The sequence below is a fragment of the Rhizobium sp. CSW-27 genome (assembly GCF_018760785.1).
Classification (GTDB): domain Bacteria; phylum Pseudomonadota; class Alphaproteobacteria; order Rhizobiales; family Rhizobiaceae; genus Neorhizobium.
In genome coordinates, this window is sequence record NZ_JAHHZO010000016.1 from 61,944 (window position 1) to 80,077 (window position 18,134).

General features: G+C 64.1%; 19 protein-coding genes. 16 read left to right on the plus strand and 3 right to left on the minus strand.

Annotation, left to right across the window (positions count from 1 at the left end; translation table 11 throughout):
- Positions 1 to 50 precede the first annotated feature (50 nt).
- The 8 genes from rhaS to KLP42_RS22715 all read left to right on the plus strand — a co-directional run bounded on the left by rhaS (position 51) and on the right by KLP42_RS22715 (position 7,991).
- Entirely contained in the window at positions 51 to 1,055 is a 1,005-nt protein-coding gene (rhaS, locus tag KLP42_RS22680; protein ID WP_215569769.1) for a rhamnose ABC transporter substrate-binding protein, read from the plus strand.
- Between the two features lie 163 nt (positions 1,056 to 1,218).
- Positions 1,219 to 2,751 carry a sugar ABC transporter ATP-binding protein gene (locus KLP42_RS22685; RefSeq protein WP_215569771.1) on the plus strand — a complete coding sequence of 511 codons (1,533 nt, stop codon included), beginning with the start codon at positions 1,219 to 1,221 and terminating at the stop codon, positions 2,749 to 2,751.
- 9 nt (positions 2,752 to 2,760) lie between these two features.
- Positions 2,761 to 3,750, plus strand: a complete 990-nt coding sequence (locus tag KLP42_RS22690) for an ABC transporter permease (RefSeq protein ID WP_215569773.1) — start codon at positions 2,761 to 2,763, stop codon at positions 3,748 to 3,750.
- Positions 3,747 to 4,769 carry an ABC transporter permease gene (locus KLP42_RS22695; RefSeq protein WP_215569776.1) on the plus strand — a complete coding sequence of 341 codons (1,023 nt, stop codon included), beginning with the start codon at positions 3,747 to 3,749 and terminating at the stop codon, positions 4,767 to 4,769. Before KLP42_RS22690 ends, KLP42_RS22695 begins: the two co-directional genes overlap by 4 nt.
- Positions 4,766 to 5,086: an L-rhamnose mutarotase gene (rhaM, locus tag KLP42_RS22700; RefSeq protein ID WP_215569778.1), complete on the plus strand. Its 321-nt coding sequence runs from the start codon at positions 4,766 to 4,768 to the stop codon at positions 5,084 to 5,086. Before KLP42_RS22695 ends, rhaM begins: the two co-directional genes overlap by 4 nt.
- Positions 5,083 to 6,468 carry an FGGY-family carbohydrate kinase gene (locus KLP42_RS22705; protein WP_215569780.1) on the plus strand — a complete coding sequence of 462 codons (1,386 nt, stop codon included), beginning with the start codon at positions 5,083 to 5,085 and terminating at the stop codon, positions 6,466 to 6,468. Before rhaM ends, KLP42_RS22705 begins: the two co-directional genes overlap by 4 nt.
- 64 nt (positions 6,469 to 6,532) lie before the next feature.
- The gene (locus tag KLP42_RS22710; protein WP_215569782.1) at positions 6,533 to 7,048 is read left to right on the plus strand and encodes a ferritin-like domain-containing protein; all 516 of its coding nucleotides are present in this window, start codon (positions 6,533 to 6,535) and stop codon (positions 7,046 to 7,048) included.
- 88 nt (positions 7,049 to 7,136) lie between these two features.
- Positions 7,137 to 7,991, plus strand: coding sequence for an MBL fold metallo-hydrolase (locus tag KLP42_RS22715; protein ID WP_215569784.1), 855 nt, complete (start codon positions 7,137 to 7,139; stop codon positions 7,989 to 7,991).
- Positions 7,992 to 8,061: 70 nt separating this feature from the next.
- Here KLP42_RS22715 and KLP42_RS22720 read toward each other — a convergent pair whose 3' ends face one another.
- Positions 8,062 to 8,706: a 3-oxoacid CoA-transferase subunit B gene (locus KLP42_RS22720; RefSeq protein WP_215569786.1), complete on the minus strand. Its 645-nt coding sequence runs from the start codon at positions 8,704 to 8,706 to the stop codon at positions 8,062 to 8,064.
- Entirely contained in the window at positions 8,706 to 9,428 is a 723-nt protein-coding gene (locus KLP42_RS22725; RefSeq protein WP_215569788.1) for a CoA transferase subunit A, read from the minus strand. Before KLP42_RS22725 ends, KLP42_RS22720 begins: the two co-directional genes overlap by 1 nt.
- A 78-nt stretch (positions 9,429 to 9,506) precedes the next feature.
- Here KLP42_RS22725 and KLP42_RS22730 point away from each other — a divergent pair, with 78 nt between their 5' ends.
- From KLP42_RS22730 to arsK, 7 genes are all read left to right on the plus strand, one after another.
- On the plus strand, positions 9,507 to 10,091 hold the full coding sequence (locus KLP42_RS22730; RefSeq protein ID WP_215569790.1) for a PAS and helix-turn-helix domain-containing protein: 585 nt from the start codon (positions 9,507 to 9,509) through the stop codon (positions 10,089 to 10,091).
- 99 nt (positions 10,092 to 10,190) lie between these two features.
- Positions 10,191 to 10,547, plus strand: a complete 357-nt coding sequence (locus KLP42_RS22735) for an ArsR/SmtB family transcription factor (RefSeq protein WP_215569793.1) — start codon at positions 10,191 to 10,193, stop codon at positions 10,545 to 10,547.
- Positions 10,544 to 11,071 (plus strand): arsenate reductase ArsC, encoded by a 528-nt coding sequence (locus KLP42_RS22740; protein WP_215569794.1) that lies wholly within the window; start codon positions 10,544 to 10,546, stop codon positions 11,069 to 11,071. Before KLP42_RS22735 ends, KLP42_RS22740 begins: the two co-directional genes overlap by 4 nt.
- 2 nt (positions 11,072 to 11,073) lie before the next feature.
- Positions 11,074 to 12,132, plus strand: coding sequence for an ACR3 family arsenite efflux transporter (arsB, locus tag KLP42_RS22745; protein WP_215569797.1), 1,059 nt, complete (start codon positions 11,074 to 11,076; stop codon positions 12,130 to 12,132).
- A gap of 3 nt (positions 12,133 to 12,135) precedes the next feature.
- A complete protein-coding gene (gene arsC, locus KLP42_RS22750) occupies positions 12,136 to 12,558 on the plus strand; it encodes an arsenate reductase (glutaredoxin) (protein ID WP_215569799.1) in 423 nt (140 codons plus the stop codon).
- A complete protein-coding gene (gene arsH, locus KLP42_RS22755; RefSeq protein WP_215569801.1) occupies positions 12,533 to 13,282 on the plus strand; it encodes an arsenical resistance protein ArsH in 750 nt (249 codons plus the stop codon). Before arsC ends, arsH begins: the two co-directional genes overlap by 26 nt.
- Positions 13,279 to 14,493 (plus strand): arsenite efflux MFS transporter ArsK, encoded by a 1,215-nt coding sequence (arsK, locus tag KLP42_RS22760; RefSeq protein ID WP_215569803.1) that lies wholly within the window; start codon positions 13,279 to 13,281, stop codon positions 14,491 to 14,493. The genes arsH and arsK overlap by 4 nt, the downstream gene beginning before the upstream one ends.
- 344 nt (positions 14,494 to 14,837) lie before the next feature.
- On the opposite strand, the gene KLP42_RS22765 is transcribed toward arsK, so the two are convergent.
- Entirely contained in the window at positions 14,838 to 16,553 is a 1,716-nt protein-coding gene (locus KLP42_RS22765; RefSeq protein ID WP_215569806.1) for a catalase, read from the minus strand.
- 214 nt (positions 16,554 to 16,767) lie between these two features.
- On the opposite strand from KLP42_RS22765, the gene KLP42_RS22770 reads away from it, so the two are divergent.
- Entirely contained in the window at positions 16,768 to 18,132 is a 1,365-nt protein-coding gene (locus KLP42_RS22770; protein ID WP_252193194.1) for an APC family permease, read from the plus strand.
- Positions 18,133 to 18,134: the final 2 nt, after the last annotated feature.

Here is an 18,134-nt window from a genome sequence, read left to right on the forward strand (position 1 = left end):
CCGGCCGGGGAGGGGGAGATCAACCGGACTATCTTTGGGAGGAGTGAAACATGAAACTGACAAGACGGCATTTCGGCGCGGCAACGCTGGCGCTCGCGGCATCGGTCTCGCTGGCCGGCATGGCTTCGGCAGCCGACATGAAAATCGCGCTGGTGGTGAAGTCGCTCGGTAACGGCTTCTTCGAAGCCGCCAACAAGGGCGCGGAAGAGGCTGCCAAGGAACTCGGCGGCGTCAAGATCATCTATACCGGTCCGACGACCACGACGGCCGAAGGCCAGATCGAAGTGATCAATTCGCTGATCGCGCAGGGCGTGGATGCGATTGCCATCTCCGCCAACGATCCGGATGCGGTCGTCCCGGCTCTGAAGAAGGCGGCGCAGCGCGGCATCAAGGTCATCTCCTGGGATTCGGGTGTCGCACCGGCCGGTCGCATCATGCATCTCAACCCGTCCTCCAACGAGCTGATCGGCAAGATGTGCCTGACGCTCGCCAAGGACCATCTGCCGGGCGGCAAGGGCGATTTCGCCATTCTCTCGGCCACCACCACCTCCACGAACCAGAACATCTGGATCGCGGAAATGAAGAAGCAGCTCAAGGATTTCCCGGGCCTCAACCTCGTCACCACCGTCTATGGCGATGACCTTGCCGACAAGAGCTATCGCGAAGCGCAAGGCCTGCTCACCTCGCAGCCGAACGTGAAGGTCATCGTCGCGCCCACCACGGTCGGCGTTCTGGCCGCCTCGCAGGCGGTGAAGGATGCGGGCAAGATCGGTCAGGTCTACGTGACAGGCCTTGGTCTTCCCTCCGAAATGGCCGGCGCCATCAAGTCCGGTGCCACCAAGGAATTCGCGATCTGGAACCCGATCGATCTCGGCTATTCGGCGACCCAGATCGCCTATCACCTGGTCAAGGGTGACGCGACCGGCAAGCCGGGCAGCGAGATCAAGGCCGGTCGCATGGGCACGATCAAGGTCGGCGACAATGGCGAGGCCGCCATGGCCGATCCGTTCGTCTACGACGCCAAGAACATCGACCAGTTCTCGAAGATCTTCTGATCCGCATGTTGTGAAAATTCCCCCTCTGGCCTGCCGGCCATCTCCCCCACAAGGGGGGAGACCTCTTGTTGCATCGCTCAGTGTGATGCCGCGAGGGTGCGGCAGGTGAGCCCCTCCCCCTTGTGGGGAGGGGTTGGGGAGGGGGCTTTGGGTGAAATCAACAATGAATGCTGTGGCACCGATGACCATCACCAAGCCGCTGGCCGATCAGGCGCCCGTTCTGGAAATGCGCGGCATCAGTCAGATCTTTCCGGGCGTGAAGGCGCTCGACCGGGTGTCGATCAGCCTCCATCCCGGTGAGGTCACCGCGCTCATCGGCGAAAACGGTGCCGGCAAGTCCACGCTCGTCAAGATCCTCACCGGCATCTACCGGCCGAGCGAGGGCGAGATCCTGCTCGACGGGCAGCCGGTGCAGTTTTCCAGCGCCCAGGCCGCCATCGATGCGGGTGTCACGGCGATCCATCAGGAAACCGTTCTGTTCGACGAACTGAGCGTCGGGGAAAACGTCTTCCTCGGCCATGCGCCGCGCACCCGGTTCGGCACCATCGACTGGCGCACCATCAATGCCCGCTCGCGCGCACTGCTGCGGCAGCTGGAAAGCGAGATCGATCCGACGATCCGGCTGAAGGATTTGTCGATCGCCCAGCGCCATCTGGTTGCGATTGCCCGTGCGCTTTCCGTCGAAGCCCGCATCGTGATCATGGACGAGCCGACGGCCGCACTGTCGCGCAAGGAGATCGACGATCTGTTCCGCATCGTGGAAGGGTTGAAGCGGCAGGGCAAGGCGATCCTCTTCATCAGCCACAAGTTCGATGAACTCTATGAGATCGCCGAGAACTTCGCCGTCTTCCGCGATGGCAAGGCGGTTGGCCACGGACGCCTGAAGGACACGCCGCAGGCGGAGATCGTCCGCATGATGGTCGGCCGCGACGTGAATGACGTCTTCCCGAAGACGAGCGTCGAGATCGGCGATACCGTGCTCTCCGTCGAGGGCTACAGCCATCCGACCGAATTCCGCGACATTTCCTTTGCGCTGAAGCGCGGCGAAATCCTCGGCATCTACGGCCTGATCGGGGCCGGACGCTCGGAGCTTTGCCAGTCGCTGTTCGGCATCACCCGGCCCTCGGCGGGACGCTTGACGCTGGAAGGCAAGCCGGTCGAGATCCGGTCGCCGCGCGATGCGATTGGCGCGGGCATCGTCTATGTGCCGGAAGAGCGCGGGCGGCACGGGCTGGCGCTGCCCATGCCGATCTACCAGAACATGTCGCTGCCCTCGCTGACGAAAACCTCGCGTGCCGGCTTCCTGAAGGCGGCGAACGAGCTGAAGCTTGCCCGGCACTATGCCGAGCGGCTCGATCTGCGCGCTGCGGCCCTGTCCGTGCCGGTCGGCACGCTGTCGGGCGGCAACCAGCAGAAGGTGGTGATCGGCAAGTGGCTCGCCACCCAGCCGAAGGTGATCATTCTCGACGAGCCGACCAAGGGCATCGACATCGGCTCCAAGGCCGCCGTGCACGGCTTCATTTCCGAACTTGCCTCCCAGGGCCTGTCCATCATCATGGTCTCGTCCGAACTGCCGGAAATCCTCGGCATGTCGGACCGGGTCATGGTGATGCGCGAGGGGCTGATGGCGGGGCTTTACGACCGGTCGGAGGCCACAGCGGAAGCGCTGGTGCGCGCCGCCACCGGCAATGCGTGAGTGCGCTTCATGACGAAACTGCTGAAAAGCCGCGAACTGCTTCTCTCCGGCATCATCATCCTGATGGTTGCGGGCTTTGCCACCCGCGCGGAAGGCTTTGCCGAACCGGGCAATCTCGCCAACATCTTCAATGACACCGCGATCCTGATCATGCTGGCGCTCGCCCAGATGACGGTGATCCTGACGAAATCCATCGATCTTTCGGTTGCCGCCAACCTTGCCTTCACCGGCATGGCGGTCGCCATGACCAATGCCGCCTTTCCCGATCTGCCGCTTCTCGTGCTGATCGTCATGGCGCTCGGCATCGGCGCCTTTCTGGGATCGATCAACGGCTTCCTCGTCTGGGTGCTGCAGATCCCGCCGATCGTCGTCACGCTTGGCACGCTCACCATCTATCGCGGCATGGCCTTCGTGCTGTCGGGCGGCAGCTGGGTGAATGCGCACCAGATGACGCCGACCTTTCTCAACGTGCCGCGCACGGTGCTGCTCGGCCTGCCCGTGCTCTCCTGGGTCGCCATCCTCGTCGTCATCGGCATGGGCTTCCTGCTGACGCGCACGCCCTTCGGCCGCTCGGCCTATGCCTCCGGCGGCAATCCCGTCGCCGCCGTCTATGCGGGCATCGATATCGGCCGCACGCGCTTCTTCGCCTTCGTGCTGTCCGGCGCCATGGCGGGGCTCTGCAGCTATCTCTGGGTGTCGCGCTATGCGGTGGCCTATGTCGATATCGCCAATGGTTTCGAACTCGACAGCGTCGCGGCCTGCGTGATCGGCGGCATCTCGATTGCCGGTGGCATCGGCTCGGTTGCCGGCGCCGTGCTCGGCTCGCTCTTCCTCGGCGTCATCAAGAATGCGCTGCCGGTAATCGGCATCTCGCCCTTTGCCCAGATGGCCATCTCCGGCATCGTCATCATTCTCGCCGTCGTCTTCAATGCCCGCGCCGAAGCGAAGAAGGGCCGCATCATCCTGCGCGATCGCGCCAGTGCCGAGGTGACCGCATGAGCCAGCCACAGACAACCAGCCAGCCGGGCGCGCCGCGCCGCGCCATTCCCGATCGTCTCGGCACCCCCGTCGGGCGCATGCTCTCCAGCTGGGAAGTGCTGCTGTTCGGCGTGGCGGTGGCGATCTTCATCGCCAATTCGCTCGCCTCGCCCTATTTCCTCGATGCGTGGAACCTGTCGGACGCCACCTTCAACTTCACCGAAAAGGCGATGATCGCCTTTGCCATGGCGCTTCTGATCATCGCCGGTGAGATCGACCTGTCGGTCGCGGCAATCATCGCGCTTGCCTCCACCGCCATGGGAGCGGCGGCGCAGGTCGGTATCGGCACGCCCGGCCTGGTGCTGATCGGCATCGGCACCGGCCTTGCCTGCGGCGCCTTCAACGGCATGCTCGTCTCCGTGCTGAAACTGCCCTCCATCGTCGTCACCATCGGCACGATGAGCCTGTTTCGCGGCATTTCCTACATCGTGCTGGGCGACAAGGCCTATGGCGGTTACCCGGACAGCTTTGCCTATTTCGGCCAGGGCTATCTGGTCTGGGTGTTTTCCTTCGAGTTCGGCCTCTTCCTGCTCACCGCCGCCGTGTTCGCCGTCCTCCTGCATGCCACCAATTTCGGCCGCCAGGTCTTCGTCATCGGCAACAACGAGTTTGCCGCACGCTTTTCCGGCGTGCCGGTGGAGCGGGTGAAGTTCACCCTCTTCCTGCTGACCGGCCTGATGAGCGGCATCGCGGCCGTCTGCCTCACCTCGCGGCTCGGTTCCACGCGACCGTCCATCGCGCAAGGCTGGGAACTCGAAGTCGTCACCATGGTCGTGCTGGGCGGCGTGTCGATCCTCGGTGGTGCCGGCACCATCGCCGGCGTGGTGATCGCCGCCTTCGTCATGGGCCTCGTCACCTTCGGGCTGGGCCTCCTCAATGTGCCCGGCATCGTGATGTCGATCTTCGTCGGGCTTCTCCTCATCGTCACCATCGCGCTGCCCATCCTGGCGCGCCGCATCAGGCAGGCATCCAGATCATGACGCTCGAACGCTACGCCTTCCGCATGAAGCTCAACCCCGGCATGGAAGCCGAATACAGGAAGCGCCATGACGAGATCTGGCCGGAACTGGTCGATCTGCTGCACCGGGCCGGGATCAGCGATTATTCCATCCATCTCGATCGCGAGACCAACATCCTGTTCGGCATTCTGTCGCGGCCTGCAAATCACGGCATGGCGAGCCTGCCGGACGATCCGGTGATGAAGCGCTGGTGGGCGCACATGGCCGACATCATGGCAACCAATCCGGACAACTCGCCGGTTGCCGTCGATCTCGTTCCGGTCTTCCACCTGCCATGAGGACGGTCGAGCGGATCGCCGTTCTCGATATCGGCAAGACCAATGCCAAGGTGCTGGTGCTCGATTGCGCGACCGGTGCCGAGCTTTCCGTGCGCCGCCGGCCGAACCGCGTGCTGCCCGGCCCGCTTTATCCGCATTACGACATCGAGGCGCTCTGGGCCTTCTTCTGCGAGGCCCTGACCGCGCTCAACGCCGAGACCGGCTTCGATGCCATCTCGATCACCGCGCATGGCGCCTGCGGCGTGCTCCTCGATGCGGAGGGCGCGCTGGCGCTGCCGGTGCTGGATTACGAGCACGTCTATCCCGCCGAGATCCGCGCGGCTTACGCGGCGCTGCGGCCGCCTTTTGCGGAAACCTTCTCGCCGGCGCTTTCCGGCGGCCTCAATCTCGGGGCGCAGATCCACTACCAGAAGACCGCGTTTGCGGATGCTTTCGCGCGCGTCCGCACCATCCTCACCTATCCGCAGTACTGGGCCTTCCGCCTGACCGGGATTGTCGCCAACGAGGTGACCTCGCTCGGCTGCCACACCGACCTGTGGCAACCGGCGGCGGGAACCTTCTCCTCGCTGGTCGACCGGCTCGGCATCCGTGAGACGATGGCGCCGGTGCGCTCCGCCTTCGATGCGCTGGGCCCGGTCCGTCCCGCGCTTGCGGCGGAACTCGGGCTTGGTCATCCGGTGCCGGTCCATTGCGGCATCCACGATTCGAACGCCTCGCTGCTGCCGCATCTGGTCGGCCGCGAAGCTCCGTTCGCGGTGGTCTCCACCGGCACCTGGGTCATCAGTTTCGGCGTCGGCGGCGATCTGCAGCACCTCGATCCCGCCCGCGATGCGCTGGCCAATGTCGATGCCTATGGCCGCGCCGTGCCCTCCTCGCGCTTCATGGGCGGCCGCGAATTCGAGATGCTGGCGGCCGAACTCGGTCCTTATCCGGCTGACGACATGCGGCCGGCGCTCGCGGAGGCGGTCCGCGCCGGGGTGATGCTGCTGCCGAATGTCGCGGACGGCTCCGGTCCCTTTCCGGGACGGCAGCGGATGTGGCTGAACGCGGACGGCTGCGACACGCGTCTGCGCTGGGCGGCGGCGACCCTCTATCTCTCGCTGATGAGCGAGGCCTGCCTCGATCTTGTCGGGGCGGCGGGGCCGGTGCTGGTCGAAGGTCCCTTTGCCGCGAACGGCGCCTATCTCGCCACGCTCGCGGCGCTGCTTGCCGGGCGCGGCCATCGTCCTGTGCTGGCGCTGTCCGGCGCCACCGGCACTGCGCATGGTGCAGCGCTTCTCGCCGGGGCGCGGCCCGTCGCCTCGCCGGCAGAACCCGTCGCGCCGCTTGCGGCGGCAGGGCTTGCGGCCTATCGCGCCGCCTGGCGGCATCGTCTCGCTTAACGCCGCCCTTCAGGAACCATCGCGGTGCTTGCCGGTTAGTCCGCCAGAAACCAGGAGGACTGACATGGCTGATGACAATGCAACCCGCAGGATTTTCGTGACCGGGCTGAAGAACGCCCACGCCATGGAGAACCAGGCGCTGTCGATCATGAAACCGCAGGTCTCGCGCATCGAGAACTATCCGGAAGTGGCCGACCGCCTGGAAGCGCATATCCGCGAGACCGAGGGCCAGATCGAGCGGCTGGACGAAATTCTGGCCGGGCTTTCGGAAAGCCATTCCGCGATGAAGGACATGGCGCTTTCCATGGGCGGCTCCATGGCGGCGCTTGGCCACACGATTGCCCCGGACGAGATCGTCAAGAACTCCTTTGCCAACTTCGCCTTCGAGAATTACGAGATCGCCGCCTACAAGTCGCTGCTGACCGTTGCCGAACTGGGCGGCTTTCCCACGGCCACCGCCGGTCTCAAGGCCAATCTCGAGGAAGAGGTGGCGATGGCCAACTGGATCGATCACAACCTGCGCAGCCTCACCATGAAATTCGCCTCGCTGAAGGAAGCCGGCGCTTCGGCCAAGGTCTGAGGCGCGCGCCAGCCAGTGCGGCCCGCGACCTGCCGTCGCGGGCCTGCTTTTGTGGTCGCCCCGGCGGGCCGGCCGGAGGGAGTGTCGCATGACCAGCCAGATTCCGCTTTCTAATGAAGACCTTGCCCGGCTCGAGGAGGCCCCCGACGGGCTGAAGCTGATCACCCCGGATCTTGCCTATCGCCGGCTGTCGATGGTCAATGTCGTCTTCTGGGGCAATCCGGCCACTTCCGACGACTGGGTGCTGATCGATACCGGCCTGCCCGCCTCGGCCAGCACCATCGTCGAATGTGCCGAGCGCCGCTTCGGCGGCCATACGCGCCCGCGCGCCATCATCATGACGCATGCGCATTTCGATCACGCGGGGTCGGTGGAGGCGCTGTCACGCCGCTGGGACGTGCCGGTCTATGCGCATCCGCTGGAATTTCCCTATCTGAACGGCGAGGCCTATTATCCGCCGGCCGATCCCGGTGTCGGCGGCGGGGTGATGGCGCTTCTGTCGCCACTCTTTCCGCGCTCACCGATGAATGTCGGAAAATATCTGTCCATGCTGCCGGCGGATGGCAGCGTGCCCTACATGCCGGGCTGGACCTGGCTGCACACGCCGGGCCACGCGCCCGGCCATGTGTCGCTGTGGCGGCAAGGCGACCGCGCGCTGATTGCCGGCGATGCCTTCGTCACCACCGGCCAGGAATCCGCCTATGAGGTGGCGCTGCAGACGCCGGAGATGCATGGGCCCCCGCGCTACTTCACGCCGGACTGGGCGGCGGCGGAAGCGTCTGTGAAAAGGCTCGCCGCGCTGGAGCCGGAGATTGCCGTCACCGGTCGCGGCGTTCCGGTGCAAGGCGCTGGCATGCGGGCGGCCCTGCACCGGCTGGCCCGGGACTTTCAGGAGATCGCCGTTCCGCCCGAGGGGCACCGCGCCCGCGCAGCCGGGCTCTAGCCCCCTGACCGGACGCCCGCAAACAGACCTGCAGCGCGCAAAAGGTGCGGCCGCAGGTCTGGACGTTGCCTCAGCCGAGCGCGACGGTGAAGTCTGCCTGCGTCTTTGCCCGGATTTCGTCCACCGTCACATCCGGTGCCAGTTCCACCAGCACCAGGCTTTCCTCGCCGCGCCGGGCAAGCGTGAAGACGCCGAGATCGGTGATCAGGAGGTCCGCCACGCGCTGGCCGGTCAGCGGCAGGGTGCAGCGGGTCAGAAGCTTCGGTTCGCCACGCGCCTCATGCTCCATCACCACCACGACGCGCTTGACGCCGGCGACGAGATCCATGGCGCCGCCCATGCCCTTCACCATCTTGCCGGGGATCATCCAGTTGGCGAGGTCGCCATTCTGCGCCACCTGCATGGCGCCGAGGATCGACAGGTCGATATGGCCGCCGCGAATCATCGCGAAGCTTTCGGCGCTGGAAAAGAAGCTGCTGCCGGCAAGCTGGGTGATCGTCTGCTTGCCGGCATTGATCAGGTCGGCATCTTCCTCGCCCTCGAAGGGGAAGGGACCCATGCCCAGCATGCCGTTCTCGCTCTGCAGCGTCACATGCATGCCGTCGGGAATATAATTGGCCACCAGCGTCGGAATGCCGATACCGAGGTTGACGTAGAAGCCGTCCTGCAGTTCGCGCGCCGCACGGGCCGCCATCTGTTCGCGTGTCCAGGCCATCAGTGTGCTCCCTCAACGGCTGCGGCGCGCGGCCGCACGGTGCGCTGCTCGATGCGCTTCACGGTATTGGCAACCTCGACGATGCGCGAGACGAAGATGCCGGGTGTGTGGATGTGGTCGGGGTCGATCGTGCCCGGCTCCACCAGCTTTTCCACCTCCACCACCGTCACATGCGCGGCGGTCGCCATCATCGGGTTGAAGTTGCGCGCCGTCTTTCGGAAGACGAGATTGCCTTCGGTATCGCCGCGATAGGCATGCACCAGCGCGAGATCGGCAAACAGGGAATGCTCCATCACATAGGTGTCGTCGCCGAACTGGCGCAGTTCCTTGCCCTCGGCCACCTGGGTGCCGACGCCGGTCTTGGTGAAGAAGGCGGGGATGCCCGCACCACCGGCGCGGATGCGCTCGGCGAGCGTCCCTTGCGGGTTGAACTCGATTTCCAGTTCGCCGGACAGGTACTGCTTGGCGAACGTGGCGTTCTCGCCGACATAGGACGAGATCATCTTGCGGATCTGCCGCGTCTCCAGCAGACGGCCGAGGCCCACGCCGTCGATGCCGGCATTGTTGGAAATCACTGTCAGGCCCTTCACGCCGGAGAGACGCACTGCCTCGATCAGCGTTTCGGGAATGCCGCACAGGCCGAAGCCGCCGGCCATAATGGTCATGTCGTCCTTCAGCAGCCCGGCCAGGGCTGAGGACGCATCGTTGTAAACCTTTCGCATGAAGTTGCTCCTCCTAAGCGCATGTTCCATGAAATCTAAGTCTTGAGACGGATGGTCCGTTAGCAGTATTTATACGGCATGGCTGAGGATCGCCCCATCACCGAAACCACCCGGAAGGACACAAGTCCGCGATTTTCCCTGCACGAGCTGCCGGTGCCGATGGTCTATGCCACCCACCGCATCATCCGCGATTGCAACGCGCCCTTCGCCGAACTGTTCGGCTACCGCCAGCCGGATCTGGTCGGCCAGAGCTTTGCCATCCTCTATCCGAAGATTTCCGATTTCATCCGCACCGGCAAGATGTGGCGCGAGCACCTTCCGGGCAGCCGCAGCTATTATGACGAGCGCATCATGATGACGCTCACCGGCCAGCGTTTCTGGTGCCAGGTCACCGGGCGCAGCTTCCAGCATGACGATCCCTTCGCCCACGCCCTCTACTGCTTCCAGCGGCTGAACCGGCCGGTCAATGCCCACCAGCTGTCGCTGACGGGACGGCAGTACCAGATCCTCACGCTGGTCTCGCAGGGCAAGACCAATGGCGAGATTGCCGCCGAACTGAAGCTTTCCCGCCGCACGGTGGAATCGCATCGGGCCCGGCTGATGAAGATCACCGGCTCGATGAACAGCGCGCAGCTGATGTCCTGGTTCGTGCAGCAGTCCTGAGCCGGCTTAATTTCCCCGCCGATGAAACATACCGAGGGGGATTGCCAGCGGCGGATCTTTGCGCTAGCTTCATTTCAATAATCATAGGAATATCAAATCATGGACGAGAAACAGGCTGTCGGCATGTTTGGCGCGCTGTCGCAGGAAACGCGGCTGAAGATCGTGCGCATGCTGGTGGTGGCGGGGCCGCAGGGCATGGCCGCCGGCGCGGTGGCGGAGGCTGCCGGCGTGTCCGCCTCGAATGTCTCCTTTCATCTGAAGGAGCTGGAGCGCGTCGGGCTGGTGACGGCCACCCGCGAATCCCGCTCGATCATCTATACCGCTGCCTATGACCAGTTCGTCGGCCTCATACGCTTCCTGATGGAGGATTGCTGTGCCGGCCACCCCGAAATCTGTCTGCCGGCCACCGCAGCTGCGGCGTGCTGTGCCCCTTCACGCGAGGAGAGACCGCAATGACCGATCGCATCTACAATGTCCTGTTCCTGTGCACCGGCAATTCCGCCCGCTCCATCATTGCGGAGGCCATCCTCAACCGGCTTGGCCAGGGCAAGTTCAAGGCCTATTCCGCCGGCTCCCAGCCGAAGGGCGAGGTTCATCCCTATACGCTGCAACTGCTGAAGGGCATGAACTACGATACGAGCTTTGCCCGGTCGAAGAACTGGGACGAGTTTGCCGCGCCCGGTGCACCGCAGCTGGATTTCGTGTTCACCGTTTGCGACAACGCCGCCGCCGAAGCCTGCCCGGTCTGGCCGGGACAGCCGATGACCGCCCATTGGGGCGTGCCGGATCCTGCCGCCGCTGAAGGCACCGAATCGGAACGGCATTTTGCCTTTGCCGATGCCTACCGCATGCTGAACAACCGCATTTCCGTCTTTGTAAGCCTGCCGATGACCAGTCTCGACAAGCTTTCGCTGCAGAAGCGGCTGGACGAGATCGGCAAGTCCGGTGCAGCAACCCGTCCCAGCCCCGAGGTCGCGTGATCATGTCCACCTTCGAACGTTACCTCACGCTCTGGGTCTTCCTGTGCATCCTCGTCGGCGTGTCGCTGGGCTATGCACTGCCCGGCGTCTTCCACGCCATCGCAGCGCTGGAGGTCGCCAAGGTCAACCTGCCGGTGGCCGTGCTGATCTGGCTGATGATCATTCCGATGCTCATCAAGATCGATTTCGCGGCGCTCGGGCAGGTCAGCCGCCACTGGCGCGGCATCGGCGTCACGCTCTTCATCAACTGGGCCATCAAACCCTTCTCCATGGCGCTGCTCGGCTGGCTCTTCATCGGCTGGCTGTTTCGCCCGCTTCTGCCGGCAGACCAGATCGACAGCTATATCGCCGGGCTGATCATTCTCGCCGCCGCCCCCTGCACGGCCATGGTCTTCGTCTGGTCTAACCTGACGAAGGGCGAGCCGCATTTCACGCTCTCCCAGGTGGCGCTCAACGATGCGATCATGGTGGTGGCGTTTGCGCCGATCGTCGGCCTGCTGCTCGGCCTGTCGGCCATCACGGTGCCGTGGGATACGCTGATCCTCTCGGTCGTGCTCTACATCGTGCTGCCGGTCATTGCTGCGCAGTTGATCCGCCGCCAGTTGCTGGCTTCCGGCGGCGAACGGGCGCTCGAGGATCTCCTGAAGATCCTGCAGCCCGCCTCGCTGGTGGCGCTGCTGACCACGCTCGTTCTGCTCTTCGGGTTCCAGGGCGAACAGATCATCGCGCAGCCCATGGTGATCGCGCTGCTTGCCGTGCCGATCCTGATCCAGGTCTACTTCAATTCCGGCCTCGCCTATCTGCTGAACCGCGCCACCGGCGAGGCCCATTGTGTGGCCGGTCCCTCGGCCCTCATCGGCGCGTCCAACTTCTTCGAGCTTGCGGTGGCGGCCGCCATCAGCCTGTTCGGCTTCCAGTCGGGGGCAGCGCTTGCCACTGTTGTCGGCGTGCTGATCGAAGTGCCCGTCATGCTCTCCGTCGTCTGGATCGTGAACCGCAGCAAGACCTGGTACGAAACCGGCGCCTCCGTGCGTGCCGCCGCAACCGAAACGAAAGCCTGACCCATGAACGTCACCATCTACCACAATCCCGCCTGCGGCACCTCGCGCAACACGCTGGCGCTGATCCGCCATGCCGGCATCGAACCCTCCGTGATCGAATATCTGCAGACCCCGCCCTCGCGCGACACCCTGAAGACGATGATTGCCGATGCCGGACTGTCCGTGCGCGAGGCGATCCGTGAAAAGGGCACGCCCTTTGCCGAGCTCGGCCTCGACAATCCGGCGCTGACGGATGAGCAACTGCTCGACGCCATGCTCGAACACCCGATCCTGATCAACCGCCCCTTCGTGGTGACGCCCCTCGGCACACGGCTGTCGCGCCCGTCCGAACTGGTGCTGGAGATCCTGCCGGAGACGTTCACGGGTCCCTTCGTCAAGGAGGATGGCGAGCAGGTTCTCGATGCGGAGGGCAAGCGCCTTGGCTGATACCCCCCTTGAGGCGGGTGCCGATCTGCCGGCACTCGATTCCCGCCACCTGCGGCCGATCGATCTTGCCGCGCTGCGCCCTGCCTTTTCCACGCACAAGCCGCGCATCTTGATCCTCTACGGGTCGCTGCGGACGATCTCCTATAGCCGGCTTCTGGCTGAGGAGGCCGGGCGGCTTCTGACCGAACTTGGTTGCGAGGTACGTTTCTTCGATCCGAAGGGTCTGCCGCTTCCCGATGCCGAACCGGTCAGCCATCCGAAGGTGCAGGAACTTCGCGAGCTGTCGCAATGGTCCGAGGGGCAGGTCTGGGTCAGCCCCGAACGCCACGGCGCCATGACCGGTATCATGAAGACGCAGATCGACTGGATTCCCCTGTCCGTCGGCTCCATCCGCCCCACCCAGGGCAAGACGCTCGCCATCATGCAGGTCTCCGGCGGCTCGCAATCCTTCAACGCGCTCAACCAGATGCGCGTGCTCGGCCGCTGGATGCGGATGATCACCATTCCCAACCAGTCCTCCGTCGCCAAGGCCTTTCAGGAGTTCGACGAAAACGGCCGCATGAAACCATCCTCCTATTACGAGCGGGTGGTGGATGTCTGCGAGGAACTGGTGAAGTTCACCTGGTTGACGCGCGATGCCTCCGCCTACTTGACCGACCGTTACAGCGAGCGCAAGGAAACAGCTGATAAACTCGAAGCCCGTGTACAGCTGAAATCCCTATGACATCCCGTCCCCCGGTCGCCGCCATTGTCTCGCTGGGGCTTACCCAGATCATCGGTTACGGCACGCTCTATTACAGCTTCAGCATTCTCGCGCCTGATATGGCGCGGGATTTCGGCTGGAGCGTCGACTGGGTGTTCGGTCTTCTCTCCGCCTCGTTGTTCGTGTCGGGGCTGGTCGCACCCTTTGCCGGCCGGCTGATGGATCGTTTCGGTGCCGGGCGGGTCATGACGCTTGGTTCGCTGGCGGCGGCCCTGTCGCTGGTCATCTGCGCCGTCGCGCCTCATCGCGGCGTCTTCGTTGCCGGTCTCCTGCTGACGGAACTCTCCTCCAATCTCGTGCAATATGGCGCGGCCTTTGCGCTTCTGGTGGAAATCCGCCCGCGCGAGGCCAAGCGCAGCATCACCTACCTCACGCTGATTGCCGGTTTCGCCTCCACCATCTTCTGGCCGGTCACGACGGTTCTGCACGCCCATCTGTCCTGGCAGCAGGTCTATCTCGTGTTTGCCGCCCTCAACCTCATGCTCTGCCTGCCGCTGCATGCCTGGCTCAGCCTTTATGGCCGCGGCGGACGGCGGGCGGATGAGAGCGCCTCGGGCAGCGCCCAGGTCGTCACCGGGCTGCTGCCTGCCGCCTACCGGCAACAGGGTTTTGCCCTGATGCTCATCGGCATGGGGCTGCTCTCCTTCGTCAACACCGCGCTGTTGTTCCACATGGTGCCGGTGCTGACCGGGCTCGGCCTCGGAGGCACGGCGGTTCTGGTCGCAACCCTGTTCGGTCCGGCGCAGGTTCTCAGCCGCTTCACCAACATGATCTTCGGCAAGAATCTCGGGGCTCTCCAGCTTGCCGTGCTGACGGCCGTCTTCGCGCCACTCGGCATCCTGGTGCTGACGCTCACCTATCCTTTCGTGCCCGGCGCCATGCTGTTTGCCATCGTCTTCGGTTTCGGCTCGGGCCTCTCCAGCATCGTCTTCGGCACGCTGCCGCTCGCCCTTTTCGGCAGCGAAGGCTATGGCGCCCGCCAGGGCCAGCTGACGCTTGTCAGGCTGGCCGCCTCGGCACTTTCGCCCTTCGGCCTTGCCGTCATTCTGGAGCGGACGGGACCGGACATGGTGCTCTGGTCGCTGATCGGTCTCGGCCTTGTCGCACTTCTGTTTTTCCTGGCACTGGCGCGGCTGGGACGCGTGGCGCTGCAGCCGGCCCAGCCGGTGTAAGAGAGGCGGGCGCACCGTTCTCTCTCCCTCTCCCGGCCTTCGGCAGGGGTATCACGTATGGAAGAATACCCCCTCTGGCCTGCCGGCCATCTCCCCCACAAGGGGGGAGACACCTTGCGGCACCCGCCCGAGCTTCAACCGGTTTCGGCGGGTCGCCTGGGTTAAAGCCCTCCCCCTTGTGGGGAGGGTTGGGAGGGGTATTGTGTCTAATGTTATAGCCCTGCCGCCTGCGGGAAAGTGCCGGGGTAACGGGCTTTCGCCACCAGGATTGCCTGCCCCTCATCCGGCCTGCCGGCCACCTTCTGCCCGTTTTGACGGGAAGAAGGGGACACGCGGCAACCGACTTATTCCGCGGCCTGGTCCATCGGTCGGGCGCTGGGCAGCTTGCCCATCAGCACTTCTTCGGCCGTCGCCTTGTGGTTCTTCACCGAACTTGTCCACTGGCCCCAGATCGACGGATCGATCACGTCGCCGTTCCTGCCAAGCTGCTGTAGCCGCTTCTGGTCGTCGTCGGTCAGAACCTGTTTCGGCAGCGGTCCCAGCCCCTTCACATCCTCTGCCGAAATGCCGAGCTTTTCGCCGACCCGGCGGCCATAGTCGTCATGCACCAGGAAGAAGTGCCACACCATGCGTTCCTGCACGTCGCGCTGACATTGCGAGAGGAGATCACCCATGTTGGTGATCAGGTCGTCGCGCTCCCAGTCCATCATGGTGCAGAAGCGACCGCTTGCCTGCGCGTAATCATTGCGTCGCTCCAGCACGGCGCGCGTCAGCGGTCCGCGAATTTCCGGCGGGCGGTTCGGCTCCTCGCGCGGGTTTTCGGAAAGCCCGTCATGGATCGAGGGTTCGTAGTTCACATGCGGATTCTGGCCGGGGGCAAGGTCGCGCTGGAAACTCATCTGTCCGCCGGAGAGATTGGTCGCCACCTGGGCGTTCTTCGCCTGATTCACCGGCAGCTGAAGATAGTTCGTGCCGACGCGATAACGCTGGGTGTCGGAATAGGAGAAGGTGCGGCCCACCAGCATCTTATCGTCGGAAAAGTCGAGCCCGTCCACCAGCACGCCGGTGCCCATGGCGATCTGTTCGTTTTCGTTGAAGAAATCCTCGACATTGCGGTTCAGCGTCATGGTGCCGATGTGGCGCAGCGGAAACTGGTGTTCCGGCCAGATCTTCGTGTCGTCCAGCGGGTCCCAGTCGAGCTCCGGATGGTCGTGATCCTCCATGATCTGCACGAACATGTCCCATTGCGGGTAATCGCCGTGTTCGATCGCGGTGAACAGGTCCTTCGAGGCAGAGCCGAAGTCCTGGCCCTGGACCTTCGCAGCTTCCTCTGCCGTCAGGCTGGCCAGCCCGGCGCGCGGATGGAAGTGGTATTTCACCAAGACAGTCTCGCCCTTATCGTTCACCATCTTGTAGGTGTTGACGCCAAAACCCTCCATGTGGCGATAGCTTGCCGGAATGCCGCGTGGCGAAAACAGGTGGGTGAGCATGTGCATGCTCTCCGGCGTCTGGCTCATGAAGTCAAAAATGCGGTTCGGCTCCTGACGGAAGGTCACCGGGTCCGGCTTCAGCGAATGGATGACGTCCGGGAACTTGATCGCATCTCGGATGAAGAAGACGGCGAGATTGTTGCCCACCAGATCCCAGTTGCCATCTTCGGTATAGAACTTCACCGCGAAACCGCGCGGGTCGCGCGCCACTTCGGAGGAGTCTCGCCCGCCGATGACCGTCGAGAAACGGATGGCGAGCGGCGTCTTTTTGCCCGCCTGCTGGAACAGCTTGGCGCGCGTATAGGTCGAGGCCGGTTCGTCGCCGATCTTGCCGGTCGCCTCGAACTCGCCGTAACAGACGAAGCCGCGCGCATGCACCACGCGTTCCGGAATGCGCTCGCGGTCGAAATGGGTGATCTTTTCCAGGAACTGATAGTTTTCCAGCGTTGCCGGACCGCGCGCGCCAACGGTGCGCATCGACTGGTTGTTGACAACCGGATGCCCCTGCCGGTTGGTGAGCATCTTGTCCGTGGTGCCTGCCGGCATGGTGCCTCGTTTGTTCTCGTCCATATCCGTCTCTTTCTCGTCTATCGTCTGGAGGGGATTGGCGCCGGAAACGCATACCGGGCCGTGACCGGCTAACTGGCGGGACGCACGAGCGTTCCAGGCGTCTCTCGATTTTCCGCCAGGGGTGAGGAAGAAGAAGGAACCGGACGGGTGCCGGCACGTTGAATTTCATCACATTGGGGGAGGGGTCATGTCAGACCAGCAATCGGAAACACGCATGGCAGAGCATCTGGGCAAGAGCCAGACCGGATCGGGCCATGAGTTGAAGCGGGTTATGGGGCCGGGCCTGCTTCTACTGTTCATCGTCGGCGATATTCTCGGCACCGGCATCTATGCACTGACCGGCCAGGTGGCGGCAGAAGTGGGCGGTGTCGTGTGGCTGCCCTTTCTCGTCGCCTTCGTCGTCGCGCTTCTGACGGCCTTCAGCTATCTGGAACTGGTGACGAAATATCCGAAGGCGGCGGGGGCCGCACTTTACACCCACAAGGCCTTCGGCGTGCATTTCCTCACCTTCCTGGTGGCCTTTGCGGTCATGTCGTCCGGCATCACCTCGGCCTCCACCGCCTCGCGCGCCTTCGCCGCCAATTTCGTCGCGACCATGGGTATGGCGGATGGCGGTTTCCTCGTCACCGGTGTGGCACTCGCCTTCATTGCGCTCGTCGCCATCGTCAATTTCCGCGGCGTCGGCGAAAGCGTCATGGTCAATGTGGTGCTGACCGTCGTGGAACTGAGTGGCCTGCTTCTGATCATCGGCATCGGTTTCTGGGCGATCTGGGGCGGCGAGGGCGATGTCTCGCGTGCCTTTACCTTCCAGCCGCCGGAAGGCGGGGGCATGTTCTGGCCGGTGATTGCCGCCACCACGCTCGCCTTCTTCGCCATGGTCGGCTTCGAGGATTCGGTCAACATGGCCGAGGAATGCAAGGAGCCGAGCCGCATCTTCCCAAAGGTCCTGCTCGGCGGCCTCGTGCTGACCGGTCTCATCTATGTGCTGGTGTCGATCTCGGCGATCACGCTCGTTCCCGCCGCAGAGCTCGGCGAGGGCGAGACACCACTCCTGAAGGTGGTGCAGGCCGGTGCGCCCGGTTTCCCCATCGGCATTTTCGGCATCATCACCATGTTTGCGGTCGCCAATTCGGCGCTGATCAACATGATGATGGCAAGCCGGCTGATCTACGGCATGGCGAAGGAAAACGTGCTGCCACCGATGTTGGGCGCCGTCCATCCCGGCCGCCGCACGCCCTATGTGGCCATACTCTTCACCACATTGATCGCGGTCGGGCTGATCACCTTCGTCGGTGGCGTGCCGGCGCTCGGCGGCACCACGGCGCTGCTGCTCCTCTGCGTCTTTACCATCGTCAATATCGCGGTGCTCGTGCTGCGCAAGGATAGGGTGGAGCACAAGCATTTCTGCACGCCGACGGTCGTGCCGGTTCTCGGTGCCGTCACCTGCGCCTTTCTCGCCGGTCCCTGGACGGGCCGCGATCCGGTGCAGTACAGCATTGCCGGCATCCTGCTGGCGGTCGGCGTGGTGCTCTGGTTCGTGACGGTGCGGGTGATGAAGGGTAGCGCGGCGCCAGCTTGACC